The sequence below is a fragment of the Halovenus anhuiensis genome (genome assembly GCF_037080055.1).
Classification (GTDB): domain Archaea; phylum Halobacteriota; class Halobacteria; order Halobacteriales; family Haloarculaceae; genus Halovenus.
The window spans coordinates 41,095-57,312 of the sequence record NZ_JBAOJI010000004.1 but is presented as its reverse complement, the minus strand read 5'-3'; the positions used below and the strand labels follow the sequence as shown (position 1 = coordinate 57,312).

Below are 16,218 nucleotides of genomic sequence, written 5' to 3'. Positions count from 1 at the left end.
GGGGTACACGCTCGCCCCTTGTAACTCCCGCCGGCACCGGCAGGTGGTGCCCGGATCTCGCTCGCCGGCGCATATTATAAGTTACCGGCTATCAAATGGCTCACAATGCCTCTGGAGACTCTCGAACCGAATCCTGCGTGGGTCGCCGATGCGTATGTGGAGACGATCGACGTACTCGAAGCGCACAGAAACGAGATCACCTACAAGATCTGGTGCGGTGACTGGTGCAAAGACTGCCGCGCAGCGCTTCCGGACTTCGGGGCGGCCCTCGAAGAAGCGAGCATTCCAAGCGAGCGGATCGTCGAACACCCTCTCGACGAGGACAAACAGGGCGAAGGCGTCGAGGAGTACGATATCGACCGCATCCCGACCGTCGTCGCCGAGCGAAACGGCGAGGAGATTGCCCGATTCGTCGAAGACGAGGGGATGCCGATCGCCGTCTATCTCGCCGAGCAGTTCCGCGAACAGTTGGGCGAATCGAGCGCCTAGAGCATCCGCTGGCCCCACCGCAACGCCCGCGGGAGTTCGTTCCGCGGCGGCGAGCAGGTCCGAGACCGGCAGGCATACACCGTCGGGTCGTCGTTTTTCTGCCCGCGATCCGCCCAGATCGGCGGTGCTTCATCCAGTCCGAGCGTCTCTAGCCACGGCTGTAGTCCCTCCTCGTCGGCCGGCCGCCACGCGAAGATCCCGCCCGGCAGATACCACTCTTGCAGTTCCTCGCGGTACTCCGCGGGAATCTCGTCTGCGACCAGCGCCAACTCCAGCGGCCCCTCGATGACCGTATCTGCCGCAAGCGTCAGCGAGGCGTGCTGCAGCGGGTTCGACTCGATTCGACTCCCCTGCCGGTCGACGACCGTCTCGGCAATCTCCCCGAAGGAGTCGTCGGTCTGGAAGTGCGAGAGTTGTTCGAGCAATTCCGCGGCGACGCCCATACTCGACGGCGTGGACTGATCGGTCGGCTCCTGCGGCCGGGCGATTAGCGACTCCCCATCCCGCGGCGTGAAGTACAGCGTCTCCTCTTCCTCGTCCCAGAAGTCCCGCTCGATGGCGCGAGCGAGATCCAGCGCGAAGGCGAGATGTTCGACCTCGCCGGTCGCCTGATAGAGGTCGAATGCACCGCGGCCGAGGAAGGCGTAATCTTCGAGGTAGCCGTCGATTTTCACGACGCCGTCCTTGTATCGCCGGGAGAGCCGCTGTTCGTCGGCGTCCCACAGCTCGGATTTCAGAAAGTCGAGTGCGTCCGCTGCTGGCTCGGCGTACTCCTCGTCGAGGACGACTGCGGCCTCTGCAAAGGCAGAGAGGGTGAGGCCGTTCCAACTCGCCAGAATCTTCTCGTCTCGGGGCGGTCGCGGGCGCTTCTCCCGCGCCTCGAAGACCTGCTCGCGCGCTCGGTCGAGTGCCTCCTCGATGTCTTCGGCCTCCGTGTCGTGGCGAGCGGCAAGCGTTTCCGGTGCTGCCGCCTTGGTGAGCACCGTCTTCCCCTCGAAGTTTCCGGCCTCGGTGATGCCGTAGTGTTCACAGAACAGGTCGGCGTCGTCCTCGTCGTCGACGACGTCGTGGATCTCCTCGGGTGTCCAGACGTAGAACGCGCCTTCCTCGCGTTCGCCCGATTCGCCCTCGCTCTGGGCGTCGAGCGTGCTGAAGAAGGCTCCGTCCTCGTGGGTCATCTCGCGCTGGAGGAACTCCAGTGTCTCCTCGACGACCTCCGCGTATCGCTCGTTTTCGGTGATCTGGTAGCCTGCGAGGTAGGCGCGCGGCAGTTCGGCGTTGTCGTAGAGCATCTTCTCGAAGTGCGGCACTGTCCAGTCGCGGTCGGTCGCGTATCGGTGGAAGCCGCCGCCGACGTGGTCGTACATCCCGCCGTCGGCCATCGCGTCCAGCGTCTCGGTTACGACATCGAGATAGACATCGCGGTCTGTCTCGTCGTACGCACGCATGAGCAGGTGGAGCCGGCCGGTCTGGGGGAATTTCGGGCCGGAGCCCCAACCACCGTACTCTCGGTCTGCACCCCGGACGGCAGCCTGTGCCGCCGACGAGAGAACGTTGTCGTCCGGTGGCTGTGAGCCGCCAGGTGCGCCTTCCAGTTCGTCGACGGCCAACTCCGCCCACTCCTCGGCGCGGGACTGGATCTCTTCACGGTCTTCCTCGCTGTTCCAGGCCTCTTTGATCTGCTCCAGAATGTTGAGAAATCCCGGAGTCCGGCGTTTCTGCTCTTTCGGGAAGTACGTCCCAACCTGAAACGGCTTCTGGTCGGGTGTCAGCCAGACCGAAAGCGGCCAGCCCCCGCGGCCGCTGACGCGCTGACAGATGGTCTGGTAAATACTGTCGACATCGGGGCGCTCCTCGCGGTCGACCTTGATCGGGACGAAGTGCTCGTTGAGCATCTCGGCGACTTCCTCGTCCTCGAAACTCTCGTCTGCCATCACGTGACACCAGTGGCAGGCGGCGTAGCCGACAGAGAGGAAGATCGGTTTGTCCTGTTCTTTCGCGGCTTCGAGGGCCGCCTCGTCCCACGGCTGCCAGTTGACGGGATTATCGGCGTGATCCTGTAGATACGGACTCTCCTCGTCGTCGAGGCGGTTCCGACTTGCTGGAGTACTCATACCCCGTAGTTGTCGCTCCGGGAAGGTAAAGCCAGTACTTACAGGTCCTCGTCCCCCTCGGGAACGACCGAGGAGACCAGCGCTGCCTCGACCCGCCGGAGATGCTGCCCGACGACGCTTTTCGAGCAGCCCAGTTCGTCGGCGATTTTCTGGTGTGTCGCTTCCCGGGGAATCTGGTAGTATCCCTGCTCGACGGCCGCTTGCAGGACTTCCTGCTGGCGGTCGGTTAGCTCACGGAACAGTTGCTCGGAGCCCGGTCTGTGGCGATGGACGTGATTGATGTGCACGTCTGCAACCTCCCGAGTCTGCTCGATCCGATCCCGGAGTTCGTTTCGCGGCCCCGTCTCGACGATTTCGATGGTTGCCGGGTTCTGACTGACGTAGTCGATCGGAAACTCGACAGAGACGCCGAACGAGCGGTGCACATCCAGCAACTGCTCCAAGGTCTCGTCGGGATAGAGCCACAACTGGGCGACCAGCGGGTCGCTGTCTTCCGTGATCGAATAGTCGATGATCTTCTCCGGTGCGGCGTCGAGACAGCCTTGCAGCGTCTCTGCGTCGCCGTCGACTTCGTAGACCATGACGACCGATCCGTCCTCGACGAATTCCATCGAACGAATCGACTCCAGATAGATCCCCGCGTCCCACAGAACCGTCTCGCCCCTGTCGAAGTATTCCTGTTCTGGCGTGATTCGATATGATACTTCCCACATTGATTGGGTCAGTAACCGTTTGACGCTCGATCGTTTACCGTGGAACCGTTCAGTCGCGTTTCGAGTTTACAATGTTGCCCAATATAAAGATGCGGCTATTACAACGAGAATACCTTGGTGGCTGGCAACTGATCACATAGCTGTTCCATGATTCCGATGCGAACGGGAGGTGATCTACCGCGGCGGCGATGACGAACGCAGACATTGCGCTTGGTGTCTGTCTGTCACGGACGGTGCACTTTCTCTGCGACCGGCACCGACCATCCCCTATGACTGCCGGTCGCGGTTTTGTCTGTTGTCTTGTGTCCCACTCACCAGCCACGAATCCGGCATGCTCGGGTGGCTCAGTCGTTGGTTTGTATGACCATCGTCTTCACTCGGCGTACGCCGTCGAAATCGCGAAGCTCGTAGCTCAGTTCTCGGACTCTGCGCACTCCACCGCGGCAGAACAGCGATTCGAGACACCACTCTCCGTGATGCGTGTGGCTCGTGTTCAGGATAACGTCCTGGTACTCGTGTTGGATGCCATGTAACTCCTCGATCACGTCGTGATGGCGGTAATCGAAGGCAAGCAGTGCAACGACAGTCCCGTCTAACTTTTCGAGTCGAGCATGGGTCTCGATGTACTCCTGCATCGCCTCGCGGACTGCACGTGATCGGTTGTCCAGCCCTTCCTCTTGCCAGACCTGATCGAACTCTTCGAGCAGTTGTTCGGGGATGTTGAAACTCGTTCGCACAGCCGTCTTTCGACCGCCCGGTACAAGAAGGTATTACGATTCCCCCGATCCGGTAGTAACAACCGTTATGCCCGCTGTTTGCGGATATCTTGCTATGTTGCACGGTGACTCGCTCGGGCTGTTGGTCGGCGCTGTCGGACTCGGTGCCATCCACGGTATCGAACCGGGCCACGGCTGGCCCGTCGCCGCCTCGTACGCCCTCGATCAGGGGAACAAGTGGCTCTCCGGGATGGCGGCGAGTCTGCTCATCGGGATCGGTCACCTCGTGAGCAGTATTGCAATGGTGGCTGTCTTCTTCTACGCGAAGGGGTATTTCAGCCTCACGCAGGTCGACGAGCCGATCACGATCCTCGGCGGCGTTCAGATCGGTGGCCCAGTCAGTATCGTGGCCGGTCTCGTACTGGTGGCGCTTGGCGTTCGGGAGTACTTTCATGGCCACTCTCACGGGACCAGTGGAGATGGTCACAGCCACGAACACGAGAGCGGCCACGGTCACGAGCACGCCGAAAGCGATCACAATCACGGGCACACTGACGATCACGATCACGAGCACACTGACGATCACGATCACGATCACGAGCACACTGACGATCACGATCACAATCACGCGCATCACGAACACGCAGCGGATAACCAGCACGACGAGCACACTCACGACGACGGGGGACTCCGCTCTCGACTCGTCGGGTTCCTCCCCTTTGTCGGGGGGCACTCACACGGGACTCCGGAGGACGCTGCCGACCGCGGTCTGTTCGGCATCGCGTGGTTCGCGTTCCTGCTCGGGTTCGCCCACGAGGAAGAGTTCGAGATCATCGCGCTCTGTGCCGGCTCGACACACTGTCTCGAACTCATGACTGCGTACGCACTCACCGTCATCGTCGGGATTGTCGCGCTGACGATGGCGCTGATCGCGGGCTATCACGCCCACGAAGAGACAGTCGAACGGTACACCCCCTACCTCCCAGTGTTCTCCGCTATCGTCCTCGTGACGATGGGGCTGGGATTCATCGCGGGCGTGTTTTAGTAGTGAATGCTCTGTCCGCGAGCGCCCTTGGCGGCCTCGTGGACGGCCTCCGACAGCGTCGGGTGGACGTGAATCGTCGCTGCCACGTCCTCTAACGTTGCGCCGAGTTCGATCGCCAGGGCGAGTTCGGCGACCAGTTCCGAGGCTTCAGGGCCGACAATCTGTGCACCGAGCACGAACTCCGTCTCGGCATCGGCGACGACTTTGACGAAGCCCTCGCGTTCGTTCAGCGTCAGCGCTCGACCCGACGCCCGCAGGGGCATCTTTCCGACGACTGGCTCGAAACCGGCTTCCTCGGCGTCGGCCTCGGTCATGCCGACCGTTCCAATCTCGGGGTCGGTGAAGACTGCGGCCGGAATCGCCTGATAATCCAGTGCCGCGGGCTCGCCGGCGATTACCTCGGCCGCGACCTCGCCCTCTTTGAACGCCTTGTGCGCGAGCATTGGCTCGCCGGCCACGTCGCCGACGGCGAAGATGTGTTCCTTGTTCGTCCGCGCTCGGTCGTCGGTGTCGATTCTGCCTTGGACGGTCTCGATACCTGCGGCGTCCAGGTTCAGCGTATCCGTCACTGGCTGGCGGCCGACCGCGACGAGACACTTCTCACAGTCGAACGTGCCGCCGTCGCCGTCCTCGGTATCGGTGTGGACTGTGATGTCGTCCTCGTTGTCTTCCCAGTCGGCCGCTGCGTGGCCGAAGTGGAAGTCGACACCGAGTGACTCCGCGCGCTTGCGAACGACTTCTGTCACCTCCTCGCCGTAGGTCGGGAGGATGTCGTCAAGTTGTTCGACGATAGTCACGTCAGAGCCGAGTTTCTGGAAGACCGTCGCCAGTTCCATCCCGATGTAGCCGCCGCCGACGACGACCATGCTGTCGGGCACATTCTCCAGCGCCAGCGCGTCCCGAGAGGAGAGGATACGCTCGTTGTCGAACTCGAAGTTGGGAATCTGGATCGGCCGACTCCCGGTCGCGATGACGGCGTGCTCGAACTCGATGGACTCGGATCCCTGGCCCTCGCCCTCCTGAACGATGCGGGCGCTGTTCTCACCGGAGAACTCCGCGCGGCCCTCGATCAGCGTCGCGCCAGCGCCGTTACAGAGCGATTCGACGCCCTTCGTGAGCCGAGTGACGAGTTGATCCTTCCAGGAAACCATCCCCTGCATGTCGACCGCCGGGTCGGCGAAAATTCCCATCCGTTCGGCATCGCCCGCTTTGTGGGCGATGTCCGTCGCCGAAATGAATGCCTTCGAGGGAATGCAGCCGTAGTTGAGGCAGGTGCCGCCGTAGCTGTCCATCTCGACCAGCGTCACGTCGAGGTCGAGTTGCCCGGCGCGGATCGTGGCCACGTAGCCGCCGGGTCCGCCGCCGATTACCAGTACATCAGTGCCAGTGGTGACGTCTCCTACTACCATGTGTGGATCGTGTGTTGGGTTGATTGAGTCATCTTATTCGAGCAACAACAGCGTCGGATTCTCCAGGTACTCGATCACCGTGTTGGTGAAGTGTGCGGCCTCCGCGCCGTCGATGACGCGGTGATCGATCGATAGCGACAGCGGCAGCGTTTCGCGTGCAACCACCTCACCGTCCTCGGCGACGGGGCGCTGTTCGATCGCGCCGAGGCCGAGAATCCCCGTCTCGGGGTGGTTGATGATCGGCGTGGCGTACTCCCCGCCGATGGCACCGAAGTTCGTCACGGTGAAGGTGCCGCCCTGCATTTCGGCGGCTGACACCTCGCGGTTGCGGGCCTTCTCGGCCAGTTCGTTCACCTCCGAGGCCAGATCGAGAATTCCCTTTTGATCGACATCTTCGACAACCGGAACCATCAGGCCGGCGTCGGTCGCGACCGCGATGCCGATGTTGTAGTATTCCTTGTAGCGGACCTCCTCGGCCTCTTCGTCGAGTTCCGTGTTCATCACCGGGTATTCTTTCAGCCCCGCGACCAGCGCCTTCAGCACGAAGGGCATGTAGGTGAGGCTGATCCCCCGCTCCTCGGCCCGCGATTTCAACTCTGCGCGGGTCTCGACCAGATCGTCGACGACCGCCTTGTCGTGGTGAGTCGCGTGCGGAATCGTCTGTGATGAGGTCTGCATCTGGTTGCCGATGGTCCGGCGAATCCCGCGGTACGGCTCCGTCGAGACTGGCTTGTCGCCCGCGGTGGCCGTCTCCGCCTGTGTCGTTGCGTCGGTTGCGGCGCCCGTCTCCGCCGACGCCTCGGCTTCTGCGGCGGCTTCCTGCGCTTCGACGTACCGCTCGATGTCCTCGGGTTCGACGAAGGCCTCGCCGTCGCGCTCCTTCTCCGTGGGCACCGCGTCGATGTCGACCTCGTGGTCGCGAGCGACTTTCCGCGTCGCCGGGACGGCGAGCGTCCGGTCGCGGTCCGCCGACTCGGCGCTTGCGGTGGCTCCGCTCTCGCGTCGACGAGTGGCGGACTTCCGCTCGCCGTCGCTACGCTTGCTCACTGCCGACTTGCGCTCGCTGTCGCTTCGCCGTCGAGTCGCGGATTTGCGTTCTGTCTCCGCTTCCGACTCGTCGTCGGCCTCGGCGGCCGCCCGAACGTCGGATTCGGTGACGCGTCCGCTCGGTCCCGACCCCTCGACGGCCGCGATTTCGATGCCGAGTTCGCGGGCCAGTCGGCGAACGTTCGGCGGCGCGAACACCCGGCCCTCTGCGACCGGCGTCTCGCCGTCTGTCGTCGCAGCAGCAGCAGTTTCTTCACTGCCGCTCGCCTCCGTCGCAGGTTCAGCGTCCGCCGGTTCACCTGCGTCCGCTTCGTCCGCCTCGCCATCTACGTCGATGGTCACGACGACGCTGCCGACCGGGACGACATCGCCCTCCTCGGCGTGCAGTTCCCGAATCGTTCCCGCGACCGGCGAGGGCAGGTCGACGACCGCCTTGTCCGTCTCGATTTCGGCCAGCACCTCGTCCTCGTCGACGTGGTCGCCGACCTCGACGTGCCAGGCGACGACCTCGCCCTCCGCGACTCCCTCGCCGACATCGGGAAGTTCGTACTCGAAAGCCATGCTAAAAGTCCACCGTCTCCTTGATGCCGTCCTTGATTCGCGCGGGTTCCGGCATGTAGTAGTCCTCGACGGAGTACAGCGGGAACGGCACGTCGAAACCGGTGACGCGGTTGATCGGGGCTTCCTGGTAGAGGAGGATATCCTCCTGAATCGTGGCGATAATTTCCCCCGCCAGTCCGCCGGTCTTCGGGGCCTCGTGGACGACGACGCCCCGGCCGGTCTTCTTGAACGACTCCTTGATCGCCTCCTCGTCCAGCGGCGAAAGTGTCCGCAGATCGATCACCTCGCAGTCGATGCCCTCCTCGGCAAGATCTTCTGCGGCCTCCATCGTCGGCCGGGTCATCGCACCCCAGGTGTAGACCGACACGTCCGACCCCTCTCGTCGGGTGGCTGCCTTGCCGAGTTCGACCGTGTAGCTCTCCTCGGGCACGTCCTCGCGGAAGGCCCGGTAGATCAGTTTAGGTTCGAGGAAGATCACCGGGTCCGGGTCCCGAATCGCCGCCGTCAACAGTCCTTTGGTGTCGTACGGCGTCGATGGAATGACGACCTTCAGTCCTGGCTGATGGACGAAGAAAGCCTCAGTCGATTCGGAGTGGTGCTCCGGCGCGCGGATGCCGCCGCCGTAGGGTGCTCGGATCACCATCGGACAGGAGAAGCGTCCGTTCGAGCGCGTCCGCAGGCGTGCGGCGTGGCTGACGATCTGATCAAAGGCGGGGTAGATGAACCCCATGAACTGGATTTCGGGGACCGGTCGCATCCCGTAGGCGGCCATCCCGACCGCCGTGCCGACGATACCCGATTCAGCGAGTGGTGTGTCGACGACACGATCCGGGAACTCCTCGATGAGTCCCTGCGTGGCGCGGAAGACGCCGCCGTTCTCGCCGACATCCTCGCCCATGACGATCACGTCGTCGTCTTGGTCCATCTCGACGTACAATCCGTCTCGAACTGCTTGTACGAGCGTCAAGCTCTGTGTCTGACTCTGCTGTTGACTCATTCCAGTAGTACCTCCTCCCCGTGGCGGCTCCGTAGCCGGTCCAGATAATCGAGTTGCTCGTCGAGTCGCTGCGGCATCTCCGCGTAGACGTTCTCGAACATCGATTCGGGATCCGGTCGGTTCGCCTGCTCGGCCTGATCGATGGCCTCGGCGACAGTCTCTGCGATTTCGCTCTCGATCGATTCGATTCGCTCGTCGTCGAGCAGACCGCGGTCCCGCAAAAAGGTCTCCATCCGCGGGATCGGGTCCTTCTCGCGCCACTGCTCGACCTCCTCTTCGTCACGATAGACGGAGGGATCGTCGGCAGTCGTGTGCGCGCCGAAGCGATACTGCACGGCTTCGATCATCGTCGGCCGCGTCGCCCGACCGATCTCCTCGTCGGCACCGTCGGGGTCTTTCGCCTTCGAGAGCGCTTCCTTCGTGACCTTGTACACCGCAAGCGGGTCCATTCCGTCGACCTGCACGCCCTCGAAACCGTAGGCGTGGGCCTTCTGTGCCAGCGTCGCGCTGGCGGATTGGCGCTCTCGGGGCACCGAAATCGCCCACTGGTTGTTGTTACAGAAGAAGACGGCGGGCACGTCGAAGACCCCGGCGAAGTTCATGCCTTCGTGGAAATCACCTTCGGAGGTCGCACCGTCGCCGAAGTAACAGAGAAACGCGCGGTCCTCCTCGCGGAGTTTCGACGCCCACGCCGCGCCGGTGACGTGCGGGACTTGCGTGGCGATGGGTACCGCGCCGGTGAACATGTTGACTCCCTCCGGCGGTGCCTTGTGTTCCTCGCTGCCCATCCAGTACAGTAGGATCTCACCGAGCGACCAGCCGAGCACGTAGCCGACGACGTGTTCGCGGTAACTCGGGAAGACCCAGTCTTCGTCGCTCAGGGCGAAGGCGCTGCCGACCTGTGCGGCCTCCTGGCCCGACATCGGGGGATAGGTCCCCATCCGCCCCTGCCGCTGGAGGCTCACCGCGCGCTTGTCGAAGTGCCGGCCCAGTTTCATCGCTCGGTACATCTCGATCAGTGTTTTGTCGTCCACGTCAGGCACCGTCTCCCCCTCCCTGACAGTACCGTCGGTGTCGAGAATCTGTACCCGATCAGCCGGATCGCGCTGTAAAACGCTCACGAGAAAGTCCACCTCACTGCGAGTAGCATATTCGACCCTTCAGGGGCCTGTGGCTTATTGTTTTCGCGCACCCGGACCAGAACTGCCCATCTGTCAACCGCACTGTCGCTCTGAAACGCGGGGGGCCGCCGGCGGTGCTTTCACCGGTCGCTATCGAACGTTTTCCCGTTCGGCTTCGAGCCGTTGACAGCCAACGACCAGCGAATCGGGAATGTCGGCTGCTTTGGTCTGCAACGTCTCTAACACCGTTGCGGCCTCATCGAACTGCGGACCGCGGGAGGCAACCAGTGGCTCCGACTTGCTCACGACAAAGTCCATCTCGGACAACATCGGCAGATGGACGTGATGGAGTTCCCGCCGAAGCGACTTCGAGTCCTGCGGGACGTTCGGGTTGACGGCACTTTCGGGCAACGGAACCGACTCGTCCGGCGGCGTATCTAGCAGAGACACGATAATCTGACGGCGGGGTTCGGCCGAGAGCGCCTTGAATACGGTATTCCACCGTTCGATGACCTGGCTTCCGTTCGAGTGACGAGTTGTTGTCATTACGAAAAGTATGGGGCAGTACCAAATATATCTTCGGTGGCTGTAACAGTTCGAGTAATCAGTAGTTCACGTTACCCGGGTTTCGCGGTCTCAAGCCCGACGCGTGAGATGATCCCGGACCGCCCGCTGACAGTCCCGGCAGAGTTCTTCGAGTCGGCCCGCCGTCGACAGCACGGGGTACTCCACCGGGAAGTCCTCGTAGAGTTGGGGGATGATATGCTCGTGTCGAACCCCCGTCTCGACCCCTTCGCTCGTCGTCTCTCGCAGGAAGGCCTGTCGGTCCGCCGCCAGTTCCTCGCAGCGCACGCGGTGGCTCTCCAGTCGCTCGTGTCGCTGCTTCAGTTCTCGGAATCCCAATTCCGATAGCGCTGTCTCGTCGGCGTCGGCAATCCACGACGTGATCTCATCGACGGTTTCCCCGGCGTCCGCGAGTACGTCCGCCTCGCTGTCGAGCGTGCGTCGCATGACCTCGATTTCGGTGCGTCGACTCTCTGCCTCCGAGACGATGGCTCGTTTCAGCCCCGACGACAGCGGTGTGTTCGTCGCTGGAGCGAGTGCGGCGGCGACGGAGTCGGTTAACTCTGCGCTGATCGTCTCTAGCAGCGGCTCAGGCTCCTCGATGTCGGCCACGCTGTGCGGACGGACCGTTTCGGCGAAGGCTTCTCGGACCGCCGCACAGCCCTCTGTTCGTGCTCCGCCAGTCTGCAACTGTGTCGCCGTCGTCGTCGCAATTCCCTGTGAACTCGTCGACTGTGCCGCCGCTGTCGAATCCGGTGCGATCTCTCCCACGCGGTCGATGAACGTCTCGACCGCTGCTATCTTCGCGTCCAGTGCGTTCTGTTCTGCCGCAACCCGTTCTCTCGCGTCGTGGATGTGTGTACTGATCATGTCTGTATCGGTGCGCTTGCCAGTCCGTCCGAAACCCCGTCGGTCCCGAACACGAAGGTCAGTTCCCAGCCCTCCTCGGTCCGTTCGACCCGAGTCGTGGTCGGGGCCCGATCCAGTCCCCGGCCAAAGCAGTCGACGATGATCGGGAGGATCGGCAGTCGATTCTCCTGCGCCGCGAGCGCGTACCCTGCAAGTTCGACGGTGATCTCTCGGATGCCCTCTGCCGCACTCACCGACCACGGCGACCGGGTCACGTCCTCGACGACGCCATGCGTCCGCAGATCCGCGCAGGCGGCCGCGACGGGCTGGTCGGCAACCGCCCTCCTGTCCAGTTCACCCGCCGCTCGGGCGAGCACCGCTGCCTGTTTTGTCGGCGGGAGCTCCCGGGCGAGTTCGCTGGCCATGTGTTCGAGCAGGCGAAGGCACAGTTCGTCGGGGTCAGAGAGGCGCTCCGCGGACTCGAAGTAGCAGTCCATTATTGCGGATTCGATCTCTCGATAGCCACTCTTCGACAGCGCCTCGAAGACAGCTCCGACGATCCGGTGACAGAACGCGATCAGTGTCTGGTCTTCTCCGGTCACGACGGGGTCGGTCATCGCCCACTCGCCTGCCGAACAGCAATTCTTGTCGTGGCTCGACTCGCTCTCCTGACAGACGATGATATCGTAGCAGGGCAGATCCGAATCGTACTCTCGGAGTTGCTGTCGGTAGTGAGCCGTCGCACCCGCGGCCGCCCGTGCCGTAGCTCTGCTCTCGAAGCGCAGTCCGGACGCCGGAACCGGTCGGTCACCGTACCGCGCACAGATTAGATAATATTCGCCAGTCTCGCTCGCGAGCGCTTCGATGTATTCGCGGACGTGTTCGAGTGGTCTGCTCATCGTTATCGTCGGACTGTCATCGGCTGTTCTGCGCTGATGAACGGCTCTGTTTGGTCCTCCTCGGCCAGTGCCATCCCCGGCGTCACGTCGAGCAGCCGCCAGTCCGGTAACTCGGGAATGCCGTAGGCTGCGGGTTCACGCGCCGCCGCGATGGCCCAAGTTCGGGCGTGCATCGCCGACTGCGCCTTCCCCGGCGGTGCCGACTGCTCCTCGTCGGCGACCGATTGCTGCTCGTCCATCTCAGGTCTCCCCCGTGACGATTTCTGCGACGTGGCCGCGGTCGAACAACTGTTCGCCGCCGTATCTGAGTGCACCTCTCCGGGTCGCACTCTCGCCAGGTCCGTCGGTGTCCATGTAGTTTAGGCTAGCCTAAAAATACAAAACCGTTTCGTTCTTTAGGCGGGCCTAAAAACTTAATCACTCGTCAGTTCGACGGTCTCACAGGCCGATTCGGGGCCGGACGGCTCGTGTGAGTGTTCGTCGGGTCTGTCGTGGCGGGGACGTAGCGGTTCGACGCGCGGGCCACGGTCGGTCTGCTCGACGCGGGCCTCGATCTCGAAGACATCGGCGAGCAGTTCTTCGGTGACGACTTCGCCCGGCTTCCCGTTGGCCTGGATCTGGCCGTCTTTGAGCGCGACGACGCGGTCGGCAAGCCGGGCGGCCTGCTGGATGTCGTGGAGCACGACGACGATGGTGACCTCGCCTGTTTCTCGAAGGGTCTCGATGATCTCCATCACTTCGAGTTGATGATGCAGGTCGAGGAAGGTGGTCGGCTCGTCTAGCAGCAACACGTCGGTGTCCTGTGCGAGCACCATCGCGATCCACGCGAGCTGTTTCTGCCCACCGCTGAGGCTGCCGACCTCCCGGTCGCGCAGGTGGTCACAGCCGGCCAAATCGATGGCGCGGTCGACGTGCTCGCGGTCCTGCTCGGTGACGCTTTCGAAGAAGCCGCGGTGGGGATACCGGCCGTGATAGACCAACTGCTCGACCCTGATGCTGTCTGGCGAGGTACTCTCTTGGGAGAGCAGACCGAGGCGTTTGGCGAACTCTTTGTCTCCCATCCGGGTGACTTCCTCACCATCGATCAGCACCGAGCCGTCCTCGGGAGCGAGCTGGTTGGCCAGTCCCTTCAACAGCGTACTCTTGCCCGAGCCGTTCGGTCCCACCAGCGCGGTGACGGCCCCGGGTTCGGCGGTGATGCTTTCGCCGTCGATCACCGGCTGCTCTGCACCCGGATAGCCCAACACGAGTTGTTCGCTCGCCAGTTCGCTCGCCGCTTCGGACTGGTACTCTGCCGATTCCGCTCCGTTCGTTCCGTTTGGTTCCTGTGTCATTCAGATCTCACCGATGTTCTCCTGTCTGCGCATCAGGTAGAGGAAGTAGGGGCCGCCGATCAGTCCGGTGACGATGCCGACGGGCACCTGCACGTCGCTACCGACCAGCAGGCTCATGCCCAGGCGAGCGCCGACGTCCGCGACGACCATCAGCGCCGGCCCGACGAACAGACAGCCCACCATCAATTTCTTGTAGTCATTTCCGACGAGGTTGCGGACGAGATGGGGAACGATCAGGCCGACGAAACTCACGATGCCCGCGACGGCGATGCTCGCCGCCGCCGCCAGCACCGCGACGCTCGCCAGTCCGAATCGGACGCGTTCGACCGACATCCCAAGCGATTTCGCCGTCTGCTCGCCGAGCAGGAGGACGTTCAACTGTCGTGCGCCAGCCAGCGCCAGACCGACCGCAAGGATCGACCACGGCAGGACGATCCGTACCTGTTCCCAGTCGGCTCCGGTCAGCGAGCCGTTGGTCCACGCGACCGCGGACTGGACGACGCCGACGTTGTCTGCGAAGAAAAACAGCGAGGTCTGCAGGCTCGTGAAAATCGTGCTGACGATGACTCCCGCCAGCACCAGTCGAACCGGCGAGGTGCCGTTCTTCCAGGCGATGGTGTAGACGATCAGAAAGGCAGTGATTCCGCCGAGCGCCGCGAGCAACGGCAGCAGCGCCGACAGCGAGACGATCAATCTGATCGGCGCGAACGGTAGCGGCCCCGCGGTGCCTGTTGCAGCAAGGAGGCCGACTCCGGCTACGACTGCCACGGTGAGTCCCGCGGCCCCGACCAGCGCCTGTTTCGTCTCCCGTCTGTACGCGACCAGCCAACTCCCGGCTATCCCGACGACGACACCGAGCGTAAGGGCGGCTGAGAGGACGCCGCCGGCCGACAGCGACAGCGTCGGAACGAGCAGCGGAATGCCGAGAGCGACCCCGGGCAGGACGACCAGCGTCAGCAAAATCGTCAGTCCGGCCCCGGAGGAGACGCCCAGAATGAACGGACTGGCGAGTTCGTTCCGCGTCACCGCCTGAAAGATAGCGCCGGAGATGGCGAGATTCATGCCGACGAAGACGGCGACGACCACCCGCGGGAGCCGAATCCGCCAGACAACGAGACTCTCCGTACTCACCTCTGGCATCTCCGTGCCGAGCAAAAACGACTGCCAGGCGGCGGGGTCGAACAGCACGTCGCCGCTAAAGACCGCTCGCCAGGCCTCGACGTAGGCCATCGAGTACGAGCCGTGACTCACCTGCACCATCCCCCCGACGAAGACGACGACGACACTCGCGCCGGCGACGGCCAAAAGCGCCGGGTCAAACAGCCAGCCAAATCTGCTCTCGGCCGGCGACACGGCCGTCTCCGTCCCAGTCGAGGATTCCCGGCTCATGGTTCCCCTGCAGTCCGTTCGGCTGTCGAGTCGAGATACTCGCGGATCCGTTCGTCGTCGATACTGTCGAGAACCGCTTCCGTGTCGAGATACGACGCGAGAGTCTCCTGACCGGTCGTCTTCCGGGCCGTGATCTCCGCCGGGTCGATGTACGAGGCCCGCCCAACGTCGATGACCGCCGACCGGACGCGTTCGTAGCGCTCGCTGTCGGACTCGACCGGCGCGTCCGCAGCGTACCGGTTGTCGAACCACTCGACCCACCGCCGGCGGTCGGTCCATTCCTCGTCAAGTTCGGCCCTGCGGCGCACCCAGTCGCTCCGGTCGGCGACGGCCTCCCACCAGCCCTCGGCGATCCGTGAGTCGGCGATCAGGCGGTGAGCGACGCGAGCGCCGCGTCCGGCGGCCATGATGGCCTGCATATCGACGGCTGCCGAGGGCGAGGCGACGTAGAGTCCGTCGACCGGCGTCCGTCCCTCGCGGTCGGCGTACTCCCTGTCGAACCGTTCGTACTCCTCCTCGCCGTACCGTTTCGTCTCGAACATCGCCTCGTCGTCGTCCAGTCCGCGGAGGTACTCGCCGTCGTATCGGGTCGCGGCGACGACTCGCCGTGCCGTGTGCGAATCTCCTTCGGCCGGCGTCACGACGAATCCGTCGCCCTCGTCGGTCCGCTCGACGGCCTCGACGAGGTCTGCGACGAATTCACAGCCGGCAGTCCGAGCGTGGTCGTGAATCCGCTCGTAGAAGCTCTCGATGTCGATGCCTGCCGGAAATCCGAGGAAGTTCTCTAGATGGGCACACTGCTTCAGCGAGGAGCGGCCGCGGTCGAAAATTGCGGTATCGAGTCCGGCGCGGGCGGTGAAAATCCCAGCCGAACAACCCGCCGGGCCGCCGCCAACGATGACGATATCGTGGTCGAACTCGACCTGCTCCACCGGCTCCCGGGGTCCCGCTGTCATGGCTTGTCTGTGGTC

Annotated in this window: 16 protein-coding genes; 2 read left to right on the top strand and 14 right to left on the bottom strand. The window is 63.4% G+C overall.

Annotated elements, in window-relative coordinates; genetic code table 11:
• Window positions 1-105 precede the first annotated feature (105 nt).
• Entirely contained in the window at window positions 106-489 is a 384-nt protein-coding gene (locus V8P86_RS11165; protein ID WP_336327350.1) for a thioredoxin domain-containing protein, read from the top strand.
• Here the strand turns inward: V8P86_RS11165 and V8P86_RS11160 are convergent.
• The 3 genes from V8P86_RS11160 to V8P86_RS11150 form a co-directional block, all read right to left on the bottom strand.
• Window positions 486-2,603 (bottom strand): thioredoxin domain-containing protein, encoded by a 2,118-nt coding sequence (locus V8P86_RS11160; RefSeq protein WP_336327349.1) that lies wholly within the window; start codon window positions 2,601-2,603, stop codon window positions 486-488. The genes V8P86_RS11165 and V8P86_RS11160 overlap by 4 nt on opposite strands.
• Window positions 2,604-2,641: 38 nt before the next feature.
• Complete coding sequence (locus tag V8P86_RS11155; protein ID WP_336327348.1) at window positions 2,642-3,316, bottom strand: helix-turn-helix domain-containing protein; 675 nt, start codon at window positions 3,314-3,316, stop codon at window positions 2,642-2,644.
• Window positions 3,317-3,660: 344 nt separating this feature from the next.
• The gene (locus V8P86_RS11150) at window positions 3,661-4,053 is read right to left on the bottom strand and encodes a CopG family ribbon-helix-helix protein (RefSeq protein WP_336327347.1); all 393 of its coding nucleotides are present in this window, start codon (window positions 4,051-4,053) and stop codon (window positions 3,661-3,663) included.
• A 94-nt stretch (window positions 4,054-4,147) separates the two neighbouring features.
• Between V8P86_RS11150 and V8P86_RS11145 the strand changes: the two genes are divergently transcribed.
• A complete protein-coding gene (locus V8P86_RS11145) occupies window positions 4,148-5,077 on the top strand; it encodes a hypothetical protein (protein ID WP_336327346.1) in 930 nt (309 codons plus the stop codon).
• Here the strand turns inward: V8P86_RS11145 and lpdA are convergent.
• From lpdA to V8P86_RS11090, 11 genes are all read right to left on the bottom strand, one after another.
• On the bottom strand, window positions 5,074-6,486 hold the full coding sequence (gene lpdA / locus V8P86_RS11140) for a dihydrolipoyl dehydrogenase (RefSeq protein ID WP_336327345.1): 1,413 nt from the start codon (window positions 6,484-6,486) through the stop codon (window positions 5,074-5,076). The two genes, V8P86_RS11145 and lpdA, sit on opposite strands and share 4 nt — an antisense overlap.
• Before the next feature lie 33 nt (window positions 6,487-6,519).
• The gene (locus V8P86_RS11135; RefSeq protein ID WP_336327344.1) at window positions 6,520-8,094 is read right to left on the bottom strand and encodes a dihydrolipoamide acetyltransferase family protein; all 1,575 of its coding nucleotides are present in this window, start codon (window positions 8,092-8,094) and stop codon (window positions 6,520-6,522) included.
• Window position 8,095: 1 nt separating this feature from the next.
• The gene (locus tag V8P86_RS11130) at window positions 8,096-9,091 is read right to left on the bottom strand and encodes an alpha-ketoacid dehydrogenase subunit beta (protein WP_336327343.1); all 996 of its coding nucleotides are present in this window, start codon (window positions 9,089-9,091) and stop codon (window positions 8,096-8,098) included.
• A complete protein-coding gene (gene pdhA, locus V8P86_RS11125; protein ID WP_336327342.1) occupies window positions 9,088-10,212 on the bottom strand; it encodes a pyruvate dehydrogenase (acetyl-transferring) E1 component subunit alpha in 1,125 nt (374 codons plus the stop codon). The genes V8P86_RS11130 and pdhA overlap by 4 nt, the downstream gene beginning before the upstream one ends.
• Before the next feature lie 150 nt (window positions 10,213-10,362).
• A complete protein-coding gene (locus V8P86_RS11120) occupies window positions 10,363-10,758 on the bottom strand; it encodes a hypothetical protein (RefSeq protein ID WP_336327341.1) in 396 nt (131 codons plus the stop codon).
• Window positions 10,759-10,848: 90 nt separating this feature from the next.
• Complete coding sequence (locus V8P86_RS11115) at window positions 10,849-11,646, bottom strand: DUF7260 family protein (protein ID WP_336327340.1); 798 nt, start codon at window positions 11,644-11,646, stop codon at window positions 10,849-10,851.
• Complete coding sequence (locus tag V8P86_RS11110; RefSeq protein WP_336327339.1) at window positions 11,643-12,524, bottom strand: DUF7551 domain-containing protein; 882 nt, start codon at window positions 12,522-12,524, stop codon at window positions 11,643-11,645. Before V8P86_RS11110 ends, V8P86_RS11115 begins: the two co-directional genes overlap by 4 nt.
• Window positions 12,525-12,526: 2 nt before the next feature.
• Window positions 12,527-12,763: a hypothetical protein gene (locus V8P86_RS11105; protein WP_336327338.1), complete on the bottom strand. Its 237-nt coding sequence runs from the start codon at window positions 12,761-12,763 to the stop codon at window positions 12,527-12,529.
• A gap of 174 nt (window positions 12,764-12,937) precedes the next feature.
• Window positions 12,938-13,858 carry an ABC transporter ATP-binding protein gene (locus tag V8P86_RS11100; protein WP_336327337.1) on the bottom strand — a complete coding sequence of 307 codons (921 nt, stop codon included), beginning with the start codon at window positions 13,856-13,858 and terminating at the stop codon, window positions 12,938-12,940.
• Window positions 13,859-15,247 (bottom strand): FecCD family ABC transporter permease, encoded by a 1,389-nt coding sequence (locus V8P86_RS11095; RefSeq protein ID WP_336327336.1) that lies wholly within the window; start codon window positions 15,245-15,247, stop codon window positions 13,859-13,861. It abuts the gene before it with no gap.
• Window positions 15,244-16,203, bottom strand: a complete 960-nt coding sequence (locus V8P86_RS11090; RefSeq protein WP_336327335.1) for an NAD(P)/FAD-dependent oxidoreductase — start codon at window positions 16,201-16,203, stop codon at window positions 15,244-15,246. The genes V8P86_RS11095 and V8P86_RS11090 overlap by 4 nt, the downstream gene beginning before the upstream one ends.
• Between the last annotated feature and the right edge of the window lie 15 nt (window positions 16,204-16,218).